Origin of the sequence: Corallococcus interemptor (genome assembly GCF_003668875.1) — a bacterium.
Taxonomy (GTDB): Bacteria; Myxococcota; Myxococcia; order Myxococcales; family Myxococcaceae; genus Corallococcus; species Corallococcus interemptor.
Map to the genome: position 1 here is coordinate 1 of NZ_RAWM01000174.1, position 15,507 is coordinate 15,507.

Below are 15,507 nucleotides of genomic sequence, written 5' to 3' on the forward strand. Positions count from 1 at the left end.
GATGTGTATAAGAGACCGCCCCTTCCGCGTCCGCGCTGCTCCATGCGCAGTGCCGCACGCACGCGGCGGACCCTGCCCATCCGTGGGCGCTCGCGCACGGCATGGACCTGGACGGGAAGGCCTTCCGCGCAAGGGATGGCCGCCCGGCCTCGGACGCCATCGTCGCGGGGTTCCTGCGCCGTGAGGCTCCCGACGCGGGGGCTACCCCGGCCCGCTACTTCTTCGACGCCTTCACCCCGGACGGCACGCCCGTGGAGCCGCACCCGGCGCTCCAGGTGAAGACGCTCCTGCTCGCGGGATATCCGCGCTCGCACACGTTCCGCACGGCGTGGGGCAAGGTCACGCTGCGCGAGCTGGTGGCGTCGCTCCAGCACGACTTCCGTCCGGACCTCGCGTCCTCGCCGGATGGAGCGTGGGCGCTGGATGCGCTGTCGCACGTGCTGGAGCCCGGGGGCTCGTTCGTCAACGGCGCGGGAGAGACCGTGCGCATGGACGCGGTGATGGACACGGCGCTCTCCACGCTGGAGTCCGCGAACGCGGAGCTGCTTCGCGGCATGAAGGCGGGCCTCCCCCAGGTGCCCAAGAACAAGCAGGGCATCTACGCGCACCCGTGTGGCGGGCTCCACTTCTTCCAGGCCGTCGCGGGCTGGGCGCGCTTCCCCGCCGTGCGCAAGGCGTGGGGCTCGCGGCTGGACACGCAGGTGGACGTGCTGGTGTACCGGCTGGGTTCGGAGTCGCGGCAGTACGAAGCGGCGCTCACCGCCGCGCCCGCGTACCGCGTCCCGGTGCTGGTGCAGATGGTGAAGTTCCACGGCCACCTGCTGGAGGCCCTGGGCCGCTACCGGGACGAGACGGGCTGGAAGCCCACGCCCGCGCAGGCCCGCGCGGTGGCGGAGGCGAAGGCCGCGCTGGAGAGCGCCACCCTCCGGCTGGAGGCCACGGGCGCCTTCCGCGACACGGAGGCGCTGTCCAGGACGCAGCCCCAGCTGGCCCTGGACCTGGTGGGCGATGCGTGCCACGCGGCGCGCGGCTGGGACCTGTGGGCGCCCCCGAAGCCCCGGTGAGGCGCGCCGGGCTTCAGGACCGGAGCCGCTGGAGCCCCGCGGCGATCGCCGCGCGTCCGGAGGCCATCCACCGGCGGCCCCGCTGACGCGCGACCATCACCGAGCCCAGCACCAGCCGCTGCGCGCGCATCTGGAGCAGGTCCGCGCGCAGCTCCATGGGCGTCACGGTGCGGATGCGGCCCTGTTCGTAGGCCTCCGTGATGGCGCGGCGCTGGAGCTTGCCGCTGCTCGTCTTCTGGAGCTGGCCGTAGCGGATGAAGAGGACGTCCTCTTGCGAGAGCGTCACGCCCACCGTCTCCAGCACGGACTGGCAGACCTGCTTGCGGCTGTCCTCCAGGCGCTCCAGCGCGGACGGGTGGTTCACCTCCGCCAGCACCACGAGCCGGCCCTTCACCTGGATGACGGCGGTGCGGCCCGGACGGATGAAGGGCAGGCGCTCCACGGCCTGCTCGAAGTCCGCGGAGAAGAAGCTCTGGCCGTTCACCTTGATGCGGTCGTTGATGCGTCCGGTGATGAAGAGCTCGCCCTCCTTCTGGAAGCCCAGGTCGCCCGTGGCGTAGAAGCCGTCGCCGCCGCGCAGGGGCCGGTCATCCAGGAAGTACGACGGCGCCAGGCTGCCGCCGCGCAGCTCGATTTCGCCCAGCTCGCCTTCGCCGCACAGGCGGCCGTCCTCCGCGCGCAGCCGCACCTCGAACTCCGTGAGCGGCCGGCCCACGGAGATGGCGGGCTGGCCGTTGGGCGCGGTGATGACGCGCACCGTCTGGCGCGGCGGCACGCTCGCGACCATCAGCACCGTCTCCGCCATGCCGTAGCAGGGCATGAACACGTCGCGCCGCAGACCGCACGGGGCGAGGATGTCCAGGAACTGCTCCAGGTTGGGGATGTTGATGGGCTCGCTGCCCAGGTAGATGCTCCGCACGCGTGACAGGTCCAACCGCTTCAGGTCGTCCGCGTCCGCGGACTTGAGCGACTTGAGCGCGTAGTCGATGGCGAAGTTGGGGATGACGGAGCCCATCACCTTCTCGGTGGAGATCAGCTCCAGCCAGCCCAGCGGGTCCATCAGGAACGACGCGGGCTGGGACAACAGCAGGTCGTTGCCCACCGTGATGCAGGTGAGCAGCCCGCCGATGAGCCCCATGTCGTGGTAGAGCGGCAGCCAGCTCGTCACCCGGTCCTCGGTCGTGCGGCCGTCGTGCCGGATGATCATCCGCAGGTTCGCGGCCAGGTTCTCCTGGGTGATGGGCACGCCCTTGGGGAACGACGTGGACCCCGAGGAGAACTGCACGAACGCCAGCTCGTCCGGCGCCACCTCGCGCAGCTTCACGCCGGCACGCTTCGCGCCCGACGGCGGCAGCGGCAGCCGCTCCAGGGGCAGCTCCAGTCCGGCCAGGCTCGGCACGTCCAGGATGACTGTCGCGCCGTAGCGCTCGCGGATGCGCGCGAGGAAGTCCCGGTAGGGCCCCTTCGGCGTGCTCAGGATGTACGGCTTCACGGACAGGGGCACCGCGCCCAGCTCCATCAGTCCCAGGAAGGCGAAGATGACGGACGAGGACGTCTCGAAGGGCAGCACCACGCGCGTGCCCGGCGCCACGCCGCGCGCGCGGAAGTGCTCCGCCGCACCGGCCACCCGGGAGGCGAACTCCCGGTAGGGCACGACCTCCGGCGGCCCGGCGAAGTCGTCGTAGAGAAAAAGGCCGCGCCGCGGATCCGCGGTCTCCAGCCGCTGGATGATGTCGAGCATGCTGTCCTCCCCTCCTCTGGATTGATTCGTCAGTGCGAGGGCGCCACCTGGCGCATCCACGCGAGCACCCGGGGCAGCACCTCCGCGCGGGCGCGCTCGCCGCGCACCACGTCGAAGTGGCCCGCATCCCAGCTCAGCCCCTGCGCACGCCCCAGCACGGTCAGCTCCTTGCGGGTGCTGCCCAGGTGTTCCACCAGCTTCTGCGCGCGCACCGGTGACGCGTGGAACATGTCCGCCGCGCCCACGCCCGCGAACACCGGCAGCGTCACCTTCTCCAGCGCGGCCCAGTAGTCCGTGGCGCCATCCGCGCTCCGGAACGCGCCCGTGGGCGCCCAGTCCGTGAACTGCCGCATCACGCCCGCCGGTTCGTCCCACGGCCCCTGCTTCAGCGCCTTCGCCGGGAACCGTCCCAGCACTCCCGCCACCGCGGAGGAGAACCCCAGCTGGAAGCGCTTCTTGAACCCGCCGTCGCTGTAGTCGTTCACCGCAGAAGACAGCGTGCACACGCCGGACAGCGACGCCTGGAGCGAGGGGTCCACCCCCAGCGCCGCCAGCGCCGCGTAGCCCGCCATGCTGTGGGCCAAAAGGAACAACGGCCCGGCGTGGCGCGCGCGCACGGCCCGCACCAGGTCCGGGAGGTCGTGGCGCACGTACGTGTCGAAGCTCCAGTCGTACGCGCGCTTCGCGGGCCAGCGGCTCTTGCCATGCCCGCGCAGGGACGCGACGTACGCCACGCAGCCCGCGTCCACGAAGACGCGCGCCGCTCCGTCACCCTGCCCGCCCAGGAAGAAGCGGCCGTCGGAGAACAGGCCCGGCACGAAGAGGACGCCGGGCGCGGAGTCCGGCGTCCCGGAGGTGCGCGCCTCCACCACGTGCAGCGCGTGCTCCTGGGACGTGGGCACCCAGAACGCCTGCGAGGTGAAGTCCTGCTTCGCGTGCGTGCTCATGGACGGGGCTCCTCCACGGGGGCCACCGGCGCGCGCGCGGCGTCCAGGAACTGCTGCAGCGACGCGAGCGACCGGGCCCGCGCGTCCAGGAAGGCCACGCTCACCAGGGCCTCCACCGCCAGCGGCCCGCCCGCCGCCAGGAACACGCGCTGCCGGAAGCGGGCGCGGTAGTTGAGGCCGTCCGGCTCCAGCTCGTCCGCCGCGGGCGACTCCAGCTCCGTGCGCACCACCACGTCGCCCGGGGGAATCTCCCGCCGGTAGTCCACCTCCACCCGCGACACCACCGCCACCACCGGCCCCCCGCGCGTCAGCCCCTGCCGCTCCAACCAGGCCCAGCGGCCTGCCTCCAGGTACTCCAGCGTGGTGGCGTTGTTCACGTGCCCCAGGGTGTCCAGGTCGTTGGGACGCACGCGCAGCGTGAGGGACGACTCTTCGAAGTGCACGGGGGATGTCCTTCTGGCTGCCGGGGGAGGACAGCGACTTCAGGGGGACGGCGCGCGCGTCACGAGAACCACCGTCGAGACGAACCCGCCGCTATGTGACAGCGATACGGCGACCTGCAGGCCCTCGCGCGCCAGGTGCGCCGCGAGCGTGCCGTGAAACCGGAAGCGCGGCGCGTGCCGGGCGTCATGGACGAGCTCCGCGTCCGTCCAGAACCACCCTTCCACGGCGGGCAGCGCCTTGAAGAGGGCCTCCTTCGCGCTGAAGCCCGCCGCCAGGCTCTCCACCGGGTTCGCCGCGCGCTCGAAGTGGGCGAGCTCCGCGGCGGTGAAGAAGACGTCCGGCTCCCGCAGCGCCCTGGCGGCCTCCAGCTCCGAGATGGCCTGGAGGTCGTGGCCCAGGCCCATCAACACCCGACGAGATCCATCCAGGTGTCCTCCACCTCCTCGCGCGAGTTCACCGTGAGGCCGGTGATGCGCTTGAGGGCGTGGAAGATGAGCTGCTCCTTCTTGCGCAGCGCGTCCGGCGCGTAGAAGCCCTCGCGGTGCTCCAGCTGATCCCACCAGTTGACGTGGGTGTCGCGATCCTCCACGCGCTCGCGCTTGCTGCCGTGCAGCTCACCGCCGTCGCGCAGGAACAGGTGCGCCACCGCGAACGCCTCCTTCGCCTGGTACGCCCCGCTGTCCACCAGCGCCTTGGCGAAGGCGATGAAGTAGTTCATGTGCTGCACTTCGTCCGCGGCCACCTGCTTGAAGAGCGCGCGCAGGCCCGGGTCCTGGACCATCTGCGAGCACTGGCCGTAGTCCACCGCCGCCACCACCTCGGAGATGGACAAGAGCGTGAGCGTGCGCAGCATGTCGTCGTCGGGGAACACCTTGCGGAACTCGATGAAGGTGGCGTCGCTGATGGGCTCCAGCTTGAGCACCGTGGACAGGCGGTTGAACGCCGTCTCGTGGTGCGCCTCCTCCTCGTTCCAGTAGCGGCTCCACGTGCCGCACGCCTGCATGATGGCGGCGACGGTGGGGTTCTGCTCCTGCCACCGGCGGCACTCCACGTCCGCCAGCCGCTCCAGCCGGTCCGCGCCCGGCTTCGTCGTCAGCTCCGCCCGCCCGGCGTTCCACACCAGGTGCCGGTCGGACTCGCTCATGCGCGAGAAGTCCACGGTGGAGAGCATCTCCACCACGCTCCAGCGCCGGGATTCGTGCAGCCGCTGCTGCTCCCAGGTGATGTCCACCAGCGACAGGCCGCGCTGCGTGAGGGCTTCGTACAGCTCCGCCATGATGGCCGGGCGGCCTTCACGCGGGAGGGAGTGGGGGGTGGCGACGGTCTCTTCTTCGTGCTCGAGGCTGCGCGCCAGGACACTCATGCGGACTTGCGCTCCGGGTTCGTGACTTCGCCCATGAACACCGACAGGACCTTGGACACCGGCGTATCCAGCGACAGCGCGGGCAGCCGGACCCGCAGTCCAAAATCCTTGCGCAGCCCGTTGGACGTCCGGGCAAAGGCCTCCATCAAATCCACGCTGTTGGTCATGCGCTCGGAGCGGGTAATCAGCTCCGAGAGCGTCAGGTCCTCGGCGAACAGCTCCGCCTCCGTCAGGCCTACGTGCTCTGCGAACTTCCTTCGGATGTATGACTCGAGCTCCTGCGCGTCGGGCACGGGGGACCTTCCTTCCCAGGGCTTGAAAGTCGATTTCCCAGTCAGAAAACAGGAAAGATCTAACTGTGGCTCCGGAGCTGTCAATCAGCAACGGGTCACTTTGGATCCGTGTGCGAACCCGCCTTCGCAGGTCCGATTCACACGGCATTCATGCAATGAGGCGCGAGATTTCCTCAGCGGTGAAACCCGCATCCTCCAGGATGACGCGCGAGTGCTGTCCGAGCGCCGGCGGTGGACGCAGCGCGACGTCGCCCATGCGCAGCGGCGTGAGCAGGTGCGTGACGCGCATGCCGCGCTGCGCATCGTCCGTGTCCACGAAGAGGCCGCGTGCGCGCAGCTGCGGATCCGCGAGCACCTCGTCACCTTCCGACACCGGCTCCACGCAGAACTCCGGGCCACGGAGCTGCTCGCGCCAGTGCGACAGCGGCTGGCTCGCGAAGATGCGGGTGAGCTCCGACTTCACGCGCGCGCTGGCTTCACCGCCAGAGTACGCGTCATCCAGCAGCTCCGGCCGGCCCAGCTTCGCGCTGAGCGCGCCGAAGAACTTGGGCTCCAGCGCGCCCACCGCCAGCCAGCGGTCATCCGCGGTGCGGTACAGGCCGTAGCTGGGATAGCCGCCGTTGAGGGGTTCGCTTCCGCGCGCGAGCGGCGCGCCCTCCTGCCCCATGAACAGGCGCGAGGCCAGGTGCAGGTGGAGGAAGGCCAGCGCGCCGTCCGTCATGGACACGTCCACGAAGCGGCCCACGCCGGTGCGCTCGCGCTCGTGCAGCGCGGCCAGGATGCCCACCAGCGCGAAGAGGCTGCCGCCGCCGATGTCCGCCACCTGCACGCCCGGGAACGCGGGCGCGCCGCCGGCCTCGCCGCCGTAGCCCAGCAGGCCCGCGCGGGCCACGTAGTTCAGGTCATGCCCCGCCTTGAGCCGGTCCGGCCCCGTCTGGCCGTAGCCGGAGATGGCGCAATAGATCAGCCGGGGGTTCTTCTGGCGCAGCACCGCCTCCCCCAGGCCCAGCTTGTCCATGACGCCGGGGCGGAAGCTCTCCACCAGCACGTCGTAGCGCGAGACGAGGCGCAGGAGCGCGTCGCGGCCTTCCGGCGACTTGAGGTTCAGCGCGAGCGAGCGCTTGTTGCGGTGCAGCCCGTAGTAGAGCGCGCCCTCCCCGTCCCGGTGCGGCGGCATGTGGCGGGTGGCGTCCCCCACGTCCGGGTCCTCCACGGTGTCCACGGTGGCGCCCAGGTCCGCCAGCACCAGCGTCGCGTAGGGGCCGGGCAGCAGGCGTGACAGGTCCAACACGCGCAGGCCCGCGAGGGGGGAGGACGGCTCGGACATTCGAGGGGGCTCCAGGGGGAGGTGGAGACATGCGGACGGCGCGTCCCCACGAGGGGTGACGCGCCGCCGGTGCGACACGCTACGGAGAGGCTCAGCTCAGCAGCTTCGCCAGCTTCATGGCGAGGCCCATGTCCATCGGCTTGAACTTGAGCTTGCCCGACATGGCGGCCATCTGCGGGTTGAGCTTGCCCTCGCGGATCTTCACGAAGTCCTCGTTGCTGACGGAGACCGTCATCTTGGACGCGCCGTTGAGGCCCTCGGACACCCAGCCATCCTCCTTGGTGGTGTCCAGGGTCCACTTGCCGCCGCCGTCGCCGGAGACGTCGAAGTGGATGATGGCGTTGATCTCCTTCGCCAGCTCCGGCTTCGCCTTCAGCTTCTCCGGGATCTGCCCCTCGATGATGTCCTTCGCGCTCGCCATGATTCGCTCCTTCAGCGTTCAGCGTTGATTGGTGAATCAGTCCTGCGCGGACCGTAGTGTCGCCCCACGGTGGGGTCAAGCACGGCCACCGCCGGAGTGCTCAGACACGCGAGGTGTCCGCCGAGGGATTCAGGGACTGTCGCACCATCGACAGCAGGTCGTTCAGCTCGAAGGGCTTGGCCAGGTGTCCCATGGCGCCAATGTCCTTCGCCTTGCTGCCGACGTTGCGGTCCGCGCTGAGGACGATGATGGGGATGGCAGCGAAGTCCGGCTTCTGGCGCATGCGCTGGGCGAACTCCCAGCCGTCCATCACCGGCATCATCAGGTCCAGGAGGATGAGGTGCGGAGGGTCCGGCTCCAGGCGCTCCAGGGCCTCCTTGCCGTTGCGGGCCCGGCGGATCTCGAAGCCTTCGGCCTCGAGGATCTCCGAAAGCGCTTCGAGGATGTCGGGATCATCGTCCACGACGAGCACCACGGGTGCTCCAGAATGCTGTGCGTTGAGCGAGGTCAGAGGTGTCTCCCCGATGCCGCTGCCGTGGGCCGATCTTTCATCATCACTGGCCCTACGGGTGCAAGAAATCAAGGGCCGTCCGCGCGAAGCGGGAGCCCGTTGCAAAACCGACAGTCACTGCCCACCCTTCCGTTGATTCGAGGCACGGCCCGGGGAGGTTGCGCGTGACGTGGTTGGGGGAGACACCTGGAGGCAACGAAGCCGCGCCGGGGCTCGCGCTCATGCCCCGTCAGGGGACGCCCCGCCTGCTCGGCCCCCTGCTCCTGGACTACCTGGGATTGGAGGCCCTGCCACCCGCACCGGGCGTATCAGGCATTGACGGGCTGATGGCCGCCGCGGGCTTCCGCCGCAAGGACGGCGAGCGGAACCTCTGGGAGCGCGAGGAGCGCACCCTGCTGGTGGGCGAGGAGTCCCTGGAGGATGGCGGCCGCCTGGTGTGGGCGCTGCCGGTGCCCTGGAGTCTGGGCCAGGCGTCCGTGGGGCAGGTGTCGCAGGCCGCCCCCGCCAGCGAGCGCGTGGCGGACCGCGTGCGCTACCTGTCGCTCGCGTCGCACGACCTGCGCGGCTCGCTGGCCAACATCCGCTCGTACGCGGCGCTGCTGCTCAACGGACGCATCCCGCTGGAGCCCAAGGCGCAGCGCGGGCTGGAGACCATCCTGCGCAACGCGGACCGGGCGCTCTCCTTCGCCCAGGACTTCTTCGACTCCAGCCGCGCGGACCTGGGCGCGCTGGCGTGTGAGCGCGAGCGCCAGGCGCTGTTGCCCATCCTGGACGCCGCGGTGGAGCGCATGCGGGCCGCGGCCACCGCCTCCAACGTGGAGGTGGTGCTGGACACGCTGCCGGAGCTGCCCGACGTCCAGGTGGACGCGGGCCGCATCCAGCACGCGGTGGAGGCCTTCGCGCACCACCTGCTCTCCCGCGCGCAGCCGGGGGAGTCCCTGCATGTGCGCGCCGAGCGCCTGGGTCATCAGGTGCGGGTGGAGGTGCGCCGCGAGGGGGCCATCCATCCAGAAGAGGACATCACCACCGTCTTCCAGTGCGAGGAGCGCGCCTTCCGGGAGCGCAAGCTGGAGGATCCGCTGCGCATCTTCCTGGCCCGCCAGGAGGTGGAGGCCCACGGAGGCCAGGTGGGCGCCCAGGCGGACGCGGGCGGCACCACCCTCTTCCTCACGCTGCCCTTATCCCTGTCAGAGGAACTCGGGCATCCAGCGGGCTGGCAGGCATGAGGCCAGAAAGCGGGAGTTGCTAGCGCGACCCACCTCCCACCGGTATGCTCCCCCGCGTTTTTCGCGAGGAGCGAAGCCATGGGATTGAAGCTTCCTGAGATTCTTCTGATTTTCGCGGCGCTGCTGCTGTTGTTCGGCGGCTCGCGGTTGCCTCAGCTCGGCTCGTCCCTGGGCAGCGCGCTCCGCAACTTCAAGCGCGGCTTCTCCAGCGACGAGGAGAAGGACGAGGCTTCCGACAAGAAGGCCGGCACGCTGTCCGCGTCCACCACCGTGGACAAGGACGTGGCCGCCAAGGCCCCCAGCCACAACGCCTGATTCCTTCACCTTCACTGCCCGGACACCCATGACGCCCGTACCGTGACCGCTCGAAAGCGGCCATGGACGGGCGTCGGGCGTTTACGTCAGTCCATCACCTTCGCGCCTTCGTACATGGCGTCGATGGTCTTGAGGTACTTCTGGCTGGCGACCTTGCGCTTCACCTTGAGGGTGGGCGTGAGTTCACCGGTCTCCTGCGTGAAGTCCGCCTCCATCACGGCGATCTTCTTGATGCTGGAGTACGGGGGGATCTCCGCGTTCACCTTCTTGATGATCTCCTCGACGGCCGCCTTGATCTCCGGCCGCTGGGAGTTCTGCGCGTAGGTGCCCACCGGGATGCCCTTCTCCTCCAGCAGCTTCTTGGCCGGATCCTCGGACACGGTGATCAGCGCCACCAGGAAGGGGCGCTTGTCGCCGTAGACCATGGCCTGGCTGATGAGCGGGAAGGTCTTGAGCGTGTTCTCGATGTTCTGCGGCGCCACGTTCTTGCCGCCCGCGGTGACGATGATGTCCTTCTTGCGGTCGGTGATGCGCAGGTAGTTGTCGGAGTCCACCTCGCCGATGTCACCGGTGTGGAACCAGCCGTCCGGCTCCAGCACCTCCGCGGTGGCGGCGGGGTTCTTGTAGTAGCCCTTCATCACGCAGGGGCCACGCACGAGAATCTCACCGTCCGCGGCGATCTTGATCTCCGTGCCGGGCACGGGCGGACCCACGGTGCCGATCTTGATCTTCTCCACCCGGTTGGCGTTGCACGGAGCGCTCGTCTCCGTGAGGCCGTAGCCCTCCAGCACCTTGAGGTCGAGCAGGTCGAAGAAGTAGGCGATCTTCCGCGACAGCGGCGCGCCGCCGGAGATGAAGATGCGCATGTTGCCGCCCAGCTTCTCGTCCAGCGTCTTGCGCACCTTGGAGAAGACGAGCTTCTTGGCCAGGCTGAACTGGAGCGAGCTGTACTCGCGGCCCTGCCCCTTGGCCTCGGCGTACTCGTCGAACAGGCCGAAGGCCCACTTGAAGAGCTTGCCCTTCACGCCGGGGGCCGCGGAGCCGTTGGCCACGACGTTGTTGTAGACCTTCTCGAACACGCGCGGCACGGACGGCAGCACCGTGGGGCGCGTCTCCGCCAGGTTCGCGAGCAGCTTGTCCACCGACTCCGCGATGATGAGGCGGAAGCCCATGGACAGCCACGCGGCCTTCACCACCTGGGCGAACACGTGCGCCAGGGGCAGGAAGAGCATGACGGAGTCGTCCGGCTTCATCATGCCCATGGCCTGGGTGGCCTTCGCTTCGTAGGCCCAGTTGCCGTGGGTGAGGATGACGCCCTTCGGGTCACCCGTGGTGCCGGAGGTGTAGACGAGCATGTTGGTCTCGTCCAACTTCACCTGCGACACGCGCTCGGTGAACGCGGACTCTGCGGCCTGGGGGATGCCCTTGCCGGAGGCCACCATGTCCGCGAGCGACATCTCCTTGTCGCCGGAGATGGGCCCCTCGAAGACGACGATCTTCTGCAGCGAGGGGATGTCCCCCAGCTTGGAGCGCACGCGCGACAGGCGTCCGGCCTGCTTGGCGTCCTTCTCGTCGTTGTCGACGAGCAGCAGCTTCGTCTCCGAGTGATTCAGGACGTAGCGGCACTCATCCGGCGTGTTGGAGCCATAGATGGGCACCGTGATGGCCTGGGCCGCGCTGATGGCCAGGTCCGCGATGATCCACTGCAGGCTGGTATTGGCGAAGATGGCCACCCGGTCCCCGGGCTGGACGCCCTGGGCGATGAGGCCCGCCGCCTGCGCCTTCACGTCCTCCAGCACCTGCGCGAACGTGACGTCCTGCCAGCGCCCGTCCTTCTTGTGCGTCACGCCTACCTTGGAGGCGTTCTGGGCCCGCTGAACGAGCAACTGGACGAGGTTCTGCTCCTGCGTCCCGCCCGCCGCGGGAGCCGTCGTGACCTGACTCTCTGCCCTCACTTGAGCTCCTCCTGGATGTCGGCATCCACCTTCTTGGCCCACTGCTGCACGCGCTGCCCCTCCGCGGGGTTGTACGCGGTGCTTCCCTGCTTGACCTTCTCGATGGCCGCGCTCGCGTCCTTCGCCTTGCCGTCCTTCAGCAACGTCTCGGCCAGGTAGTAGTGCGCGCGCAGCGACTGCGGAAACCTGGCGATGGCCTTCTGGTAGTACTCGGCGGACTTGCCCAGGTCGCGCTTGGGCCAGGGCAGCTCATAGAAGTAACGCCCCTTCACCAGCCAGGGACCGCCGTACTCGTACGTGGCGTCGATCTTCAGCGCGGTGTCCAGGCGCTCGTTGAACTTGCCCTCCAGCCCGTCGCCCAGCGCCTTCATGATGCCCACGGCCTGCGAATAGGAGCCGATGCCGCAGGCGGCGAAGTAGTAGCCCTCCACGCGCGCCGGCTGGAGCTTCGCGGCCAGGTCCCCGGCCTCCCAGGTCTGCTTGCCCAGGACCATCTTGAGCTTCTTCTCCGTGGCGCCGTCCGCCTGCCACTGGAGGATGCGCGCCTTGCGCCACGCCAGGTCGAAGTCGTCCGGCACGGCCTTCAGCGCTTCGGACACCTGCTTGTCCAGCGCCTTCGCGGACTCCGCGTCATTGCGCTTTGCGTACAACGCGTCGAGTTGGTCGAGCAGCGCGGGATCCGCGGCGTGTGCCGGGACGGCCCAAAGCACCCAAAGGGCAAGCAATTTCAAGCGCATCGAAAAGCCTTAGCACGCACGCTCGCCTACCATCAACCGAACGTACCAGACGCAGCGCGGCAAAAACGAAGACGGGACCAGCAAGGTGCGAACACCCCGCCAGGTCCCGTCGGCGACGCAACAGAAGCTGCCTTCCTGCTTGCCGCTTCAGGCCGCGTCGGCCGTGGCGGTGTGCTCCTCGTTCTCGTTGAAGGCGATGAGGTAGCGCTCCAGGAAGTTCTTCGTCTTCAGCTCCACCTGGCGAACGCGCTCGCGCGACACGCCCCAGCGCTGGCCCAGCTCCTCCAGCGTCAGCGGCTTGTCCTGCGTGAGGCGCTCCGTGAGGATGTCCCAGCCCAGGTCGCCAATGCGCTTGCGCACCTTCTGCAGGGCCTCCTGGATTTCGGTGTCCTGCTCGCGGGAGAGGAACGACTCCTGCGGCGAGGGACCGCCGTCCTCCAGCCGGTCGAGGAAGGTCGTCTCGCCCTCCTCGTCGATGGTGGCGTCCAGCGAGAAGTCCACCATGCTGCCGCGCTCCGCCTCGCCGCCGCGCACCTGGCTGCGGTTGTCCTTCAGGTAGCGGGTGATGTAGGCGCGGATCCACCACACGGCATAGGTGGCGAAGCGCACGTTCTTCTTCGGGTCGAAGTGCTCGATGGCCTTCATGAGGCCGACGTTGCCTTCCTGGATGAGGTCGTCCAGGCGGGCCCCGCGGTTGGCGAACTTCTTCGCCACGGCGACCACGAAAGCGAGGTTGGAGCTGGCGAGCGTCTGTCGGGCGCTCTCGTCACCCTTGCGGGCCTGGCGGGCCAGCTCGTACTCCTGTTCACGCGTGAGCTGCTGGTGGCCGCCCAGGTGACGCAGGTAATGCGAAAGGCCCTCTGCCGCGAACTTCGTCGAGTTGGCCATGATTTCCCGTCCTTCCGTTCGTAACTGCCGGACGCGATGAATCCCCCGACGAACCGCGTCCATCTGTCACTAGGACGCGCAACGACGGAAAGGGTTTCTCATTCCTTCCAAGAAGGGCATTTCGACCGCCTACCCTTGTCAAAAGGCCGTCACGTCCTCGCACTTCCGGGCCTTTGGAAGCACGCGACGCGGCGGGTGGGACAGCACCTACGTTTCCGGCCACGAAGGCTTCAACGCTTGGGCGCGGGGAAGATTTTCTCGGGGTTGAGAAGACCTGATGGATCAAAAAAGGTCTTCAGCCCGCGCTGCAGCTCCAGCAGCGCGGGCTCCTGCTCCAGCGCCAGATATTCCCGCTTCGCGTGGCCCACGCCGTGCTCACCGGTGATGGTGCCGCCCAGCTCCACGGTGAGCATCAGCATGCGCTTCAGCGCCTCGTCCACGAGGGGGCGCTGGGCAGGGCCGTCGTAGAGGATGTTGGCGTGCAGGTTGCCGTCGCCCGCATGGCCATAGGTGGCCACGGTGAGGCCCAGCTCGGCGCCCATCTTCTTCAGCCGCTCGATGATTTCGGGAATTTTCGAGCGGGGCACCACGATGTCCTCGGAAATCTTGGCGGGCTTGAGCGCGCGCAGCGCGGGCGAAATCACGCGGCGCGCGGCCCACAGCTTCTCGCGCTGGCTGTCGTCCTGGGCCACCAGGGTCTCGGTGGCGCCGTGCCGGGTGCAGAGGTCCCCCAACATCTGGAGCTCCGCGAGGACGCCTTCCGGGGTGTTGCCGTCGACCTCGGCGATGAGGGCGGCGCCCGCGCCCGGAGGGAACTGGAAGCTGCCCCGGTGCACGATGGCCTGCACGGCGACCTCGTCGATGAGCTCCAGGCAGCGCGGCAGGATGCCGGCGGCGAGCACCGCGGACACGCCCCGCGCCGCGTCCAATACGGAGGGGAAGACCACCAGCGCGGTCATCACCTGGCGGGGCAGCGGAATCAGCTGCACCGTGATTTCGGTGGCCACGCCCAGCGTGCCCTCGGAGCCGACAAAGAGCCCCACCAGGTCATAGCCGGCCACGCCCTTGATGGTGCGCCGGCCCACGCGCAGCACCTCGCCATCCGGCATCACCCACTCCAGCCCGATGACGTAGTCGCGCGTGACGCCGTACTTCAATGCACGCGGGCCGCCGGCGTTCTCCGCCACGTTGCCGCCCAGGGTGCAGAACTCCCACGAGTTCGGGTCCGGTGGATAGAAGAGCCCCTGCGCCTCCACCGCCTTCATCAGGTCGCCCGTCACCACGCCGGGCTCCACCACCGCGGTGAGGTCCTCCCTGGAGATGGAGCGGATGCGGTTCATGCGCTCCAGGCTCACCGCCATGCCGCCCCTCAAGGGCAGCGACCCGCCGCTCTTGCCGCTGCGCGCGCCACAGGGGGTGAAGGGCACGCCGTGCGCCTGGCACGCCTTGAAGATGGCGGACACCTGCGCCGTCGTCTCCGGCAGCAGGACGGCGTCGGGGCGGTACACGCCGCTGTCGGACTCGTCGCGCGCGTAGGCGTCGAGCGTGGCCTCGTCGCGCTTCACCTGACCTTCGGACAGCACGCCCGCCAGGGCCTCCAGCACCTGCGTCACGCGCTCGGGCGCCACGCGTTCGAAGGTCCGGGCGGCGGGGTTCATCGGCCTGCCCCCGCGCGCGCGCCCAGGCGGGCCCACAGCTCGCGGCGCAGGGGGCCGTCCTTGCGCAGGCGTCCTTCATAGGCCTCCGCGTGGGTGACGGCGTCGCGCTGGTGGTCGGCCCTCAGCCGCAGGCAGGCCTGCTCCGCCTCCAGGATGCAGGCGGTGGCGGGACTGCCGAGCACGCGGGCGAGCGAGCGCGCCACCTGCCGGGCCAGGTCCTCCTGGAGGATGAGCCGGTGCGCGAAGAGGTCCACCAGCGCGCCAATGCGCCCGAAGCCCACCACGCGAGAGCCCGGCACGTAGGCCACGTGCGCGCGGCCGGTGAAGGGCAGCAGGTGGTGCGGGCACATGGAGTGGAAGCGCAGGTCCGTCACGACCACGAGCTCTCCAGAGGAGTCCGCGGGCGCGGGGTAGGTCTTCCCGAGCGCCTCCTCGGGCGTGCGGCTGTAGCCATCAAGGAAGCCGTTCGCCCACACGTCGGCCACGCGCGTGGGCGTGTCCACCAGGTTCACGTCCGTCAGGTCGAGCCCGGCGGCGGTGAGGAAGTCGCGGACGGCCCGGGCCATGGCGGCGGGGTCCGGGCGCACGGCGCGAGGGGCCGGGGCCTTGGCGGCGGG

At 69.3% G+C, this 15,507-nt stretch carries 17 protein-coding genes; 3 read left to right on the top strand and 14 right to left on the bottom strand.

Annotation, left to right across the window (positions count from 1 at the left end; translation table 11 throughout):
• Window positions 1–101: 101 nt before the first annotated feature.
• Entirely contained in the window at window positions 102–1,064 is a 963-nt protein-coding gene (locus tag D7X96_RS35705; protein ID WP_121771751.1) for a hypothetical protein, read from the top strand.
• A 13-nt stretch (window positions 1,065–1,077) separates the two neighbouring features.
• Here D7X96_RS35705 and D7X96_RS35710 read toward each other — a convergent pair whose 3' ends face one another.
• From D7X96_RS35710 to D7X96_RS35750, 9 genes are all read right to left on the bottom strand, one after another.
• Complete coding sequence (locus D7X96_RS35710) at window positions 1,078–2,805, bottom strand: AMP-binding protein (RefSeq protein WP_121771752.1); 1,728 nt, start codon at window positions 2,803–2,805, stop codon at window positions 1,078–1,080.
• A 29-nt stretch (window positions 2,806–2,834) separates the two neighbouring features.
• Window positions 2,835–3,752 (bottom strand): serine aminopeptidase domain-containing protein, encoded by a 918-nt coding sequence (locus D7X96_RS35715; RefSeq protein ID WP_121771753.1) that lies wholly within the window; start codon window positions 3,750–3,752, stop codon window positions 2,835–2,837.
• Window positions 3,749–4,195 carry an acyl-CoA thioesterase gene (locus D7X96_RS35720; RefSeq protein WP_120552277.1) on the bottom strand — a complete coding sequence of 149 codons (447 nt, stop codon included), beginning with the start codon at window positions 4,193–4,195 and terminating at the stop codon, window positions 3,749–3,751. The genes D7X96_RS35715 and D7X96_RS35720 overlap by 4 nt, the downstream gene beginning before the upstream one ends.
• A gap of 39 nt (window positions 4,196–4,234) precedes the next feature.
• On the bottom strand, window positions 4,235–4,600 hold the full coding sequence (locus tag D7X96_RS35725) for a holo-ACP synthase (protein ID WP_120552276.1): 366 nt from the start codon (window positions 4,598–4,600) through the stop codon (window positions 4,235–4,237).
• On the bottom strand, window positions 4,600–5,559 hold the full coding sequence (locus tag D7X96_RS35730; RefSeq protein ID WP_121771754.1) for a ferritin-like domain-containing protein: 960 nt from the start codon (window positions 5,557–5,559) through the stop codon (window positions 4,600–4,602). Before D7X96_RS35730 ends, D7X96_RS35725 begins: the two co-directional genes overlap by 1 nt.
• Entirely contained in the window at window positions 5,556–5,852 is a 297-nt protein-coding gene (locus tag D7X96_RS35735; protein WP_120552274.1) for a hypothetical protein, read from the bottom strand. Before D7X96_RS35735 ends, D7X96_RS35730 begins: the two co-directional genes overlap by 4 nt.
• A 148-nt stretch (window positions 5,853–6,000) precedes the next feature.
• Window positions 6,001–7,179 (bottom strand): CaiB/BaiF CoA transferase family protein, encoded by a 1,179-nt coding sequence (locus tag D7X96_RS35740; RefSeq protein ID WP_120552273.1) that lies wholly within the window; start codon window positions 7,177–7,179, stop codon window positions 6,001–6,003.
• A 91-nt stretch (window positions 7,180–7,270) separates the two neighbouring features.
• Entirely contained in the window at window positions 7,271–7,600 is a 330-nt protein-coding gene (locus D7X96_RS35745; protein ID WP_120552272.1) for an SCP2 sterol-binding domain-containing protein, read from the bottom strand.
• Between the two features lie 100 nt (window positions 7,601–7,700).
• Window positions 7,701–8,075: a response regulator gene (locus D7X96_RS35750; protein WP_120552271.1), complete on the bottom strand. Its 375-nt coding sequence runs from the start codon at window positions 8,073–8,075 to the stop codon at window positions 7,701–7,703.
• A gap of 200 nt (window positions 8,076–8,275) precedes the next feature.
• Here D7X96_RS35750 and D7X96_RS35755 point away from each other — a divergent pair, with 200 nt between their 5' ends.
• Complete coding sequence (locus tag D7X96_RS35755; RefSeq protein ID WP_120552270.1) at window positions 8,276–9,337, top strand: sensor histidine kinase; 1,062 nt, start codon at window positions 8,276–8,278, stop codon at window positions 9,335–9,337.
• A gap of 78 nt (window positions 9,338–9,415) precedes the next feature.
• The gene (locus D7X96_RS35760; RefSeq protein WP_120552269.1) at window positions 9,416–9,652 is read left to right on the top strand and encodes a twin-arginine translocase TatA/TatE family subunit; all 237 of its coding nucleotides are present in this window, start codon (window positions 9,416–9,418) and stop codon (window positions 9,650–9,652) included.
• 86 nt (window positions 9,653–9,738) lie between these two features.
• On the opposite strand, the gene D7X96_RS35765 is transcribed toward D7X96_RS35760, so the two are convergent.
• The 5 genes from D7X96_RS35765 to folE all read right to left on the bottom strand — a co-directional run bounded on the left by D7X96_RS35765 (window position 9,739) and on the right by folE (window position 15,456).
• Entirely contained in the window at window positions 9,739–11,607 is a 1,869-nt protein-coding gene (locus D7X96_RS35765) for an AMP-dependent synthetase/ligase (protein WP_120552268.1), read from the bottom strand.
• On the bottom strand, window positions 11,604–12,344 hold the full coding sequence (locus tag D7X96_RS35770; protein WP_121771755.1) for a tetratricopeptide repeat protein: 741 nt from the start codon (window positions 12,342–12,344) through the stop codon (window positions 11,604–11,606). The genes D7X96_RS35765 and D7X96_RS35770 overlap by 4 nt, the downstream gene beginning before the upstream one ends.
• Before the next feature lie 147 nt (window positions 12,345–12,491).
• The gene (locus D7X96_RS35775) at window positions 12,492–13,232 is read right to left on the bottom strand and encodes a sigma-70 family RNA polymerase sigma factor (protein ID WP_120552266.1); all 741 of its coding nucleotides are present in this window, start codon (window positions 13,230–13,232) and stop codon (window positions 12,492–12,494) included.
• A gap of 230 nt (window positions 13,233–13,462) precedes the next feature.
• On the bottom strand, window positions 13,463–14,890 hold the full coding sequence (locus tag D7X96_RS35780; protein ID WP_121771756.1) for an FAD-binding oxidoreductase: 1,428 nt from the start codon (window positions 14,888–14,890) through the stop codon (window positions 13,463–13,465).
• On the bottom strand, window positions 14,887–15,456 hold the full coding sequence (folE, locus tag D7X96_RS35785) for a GTP cyclohydrolase I (RefSeq protein WP_208647431.1): 570 nt from the start codon (window positions 15,454–15,456) through the stop codon (window positions 14,887–14,889). Before folE ends, D7X96_RS35780 begins: the two co-directional genes overlap by 4 nt.
• Window positions 15,457–15,507: the final 51 nt, after the last annotated feature.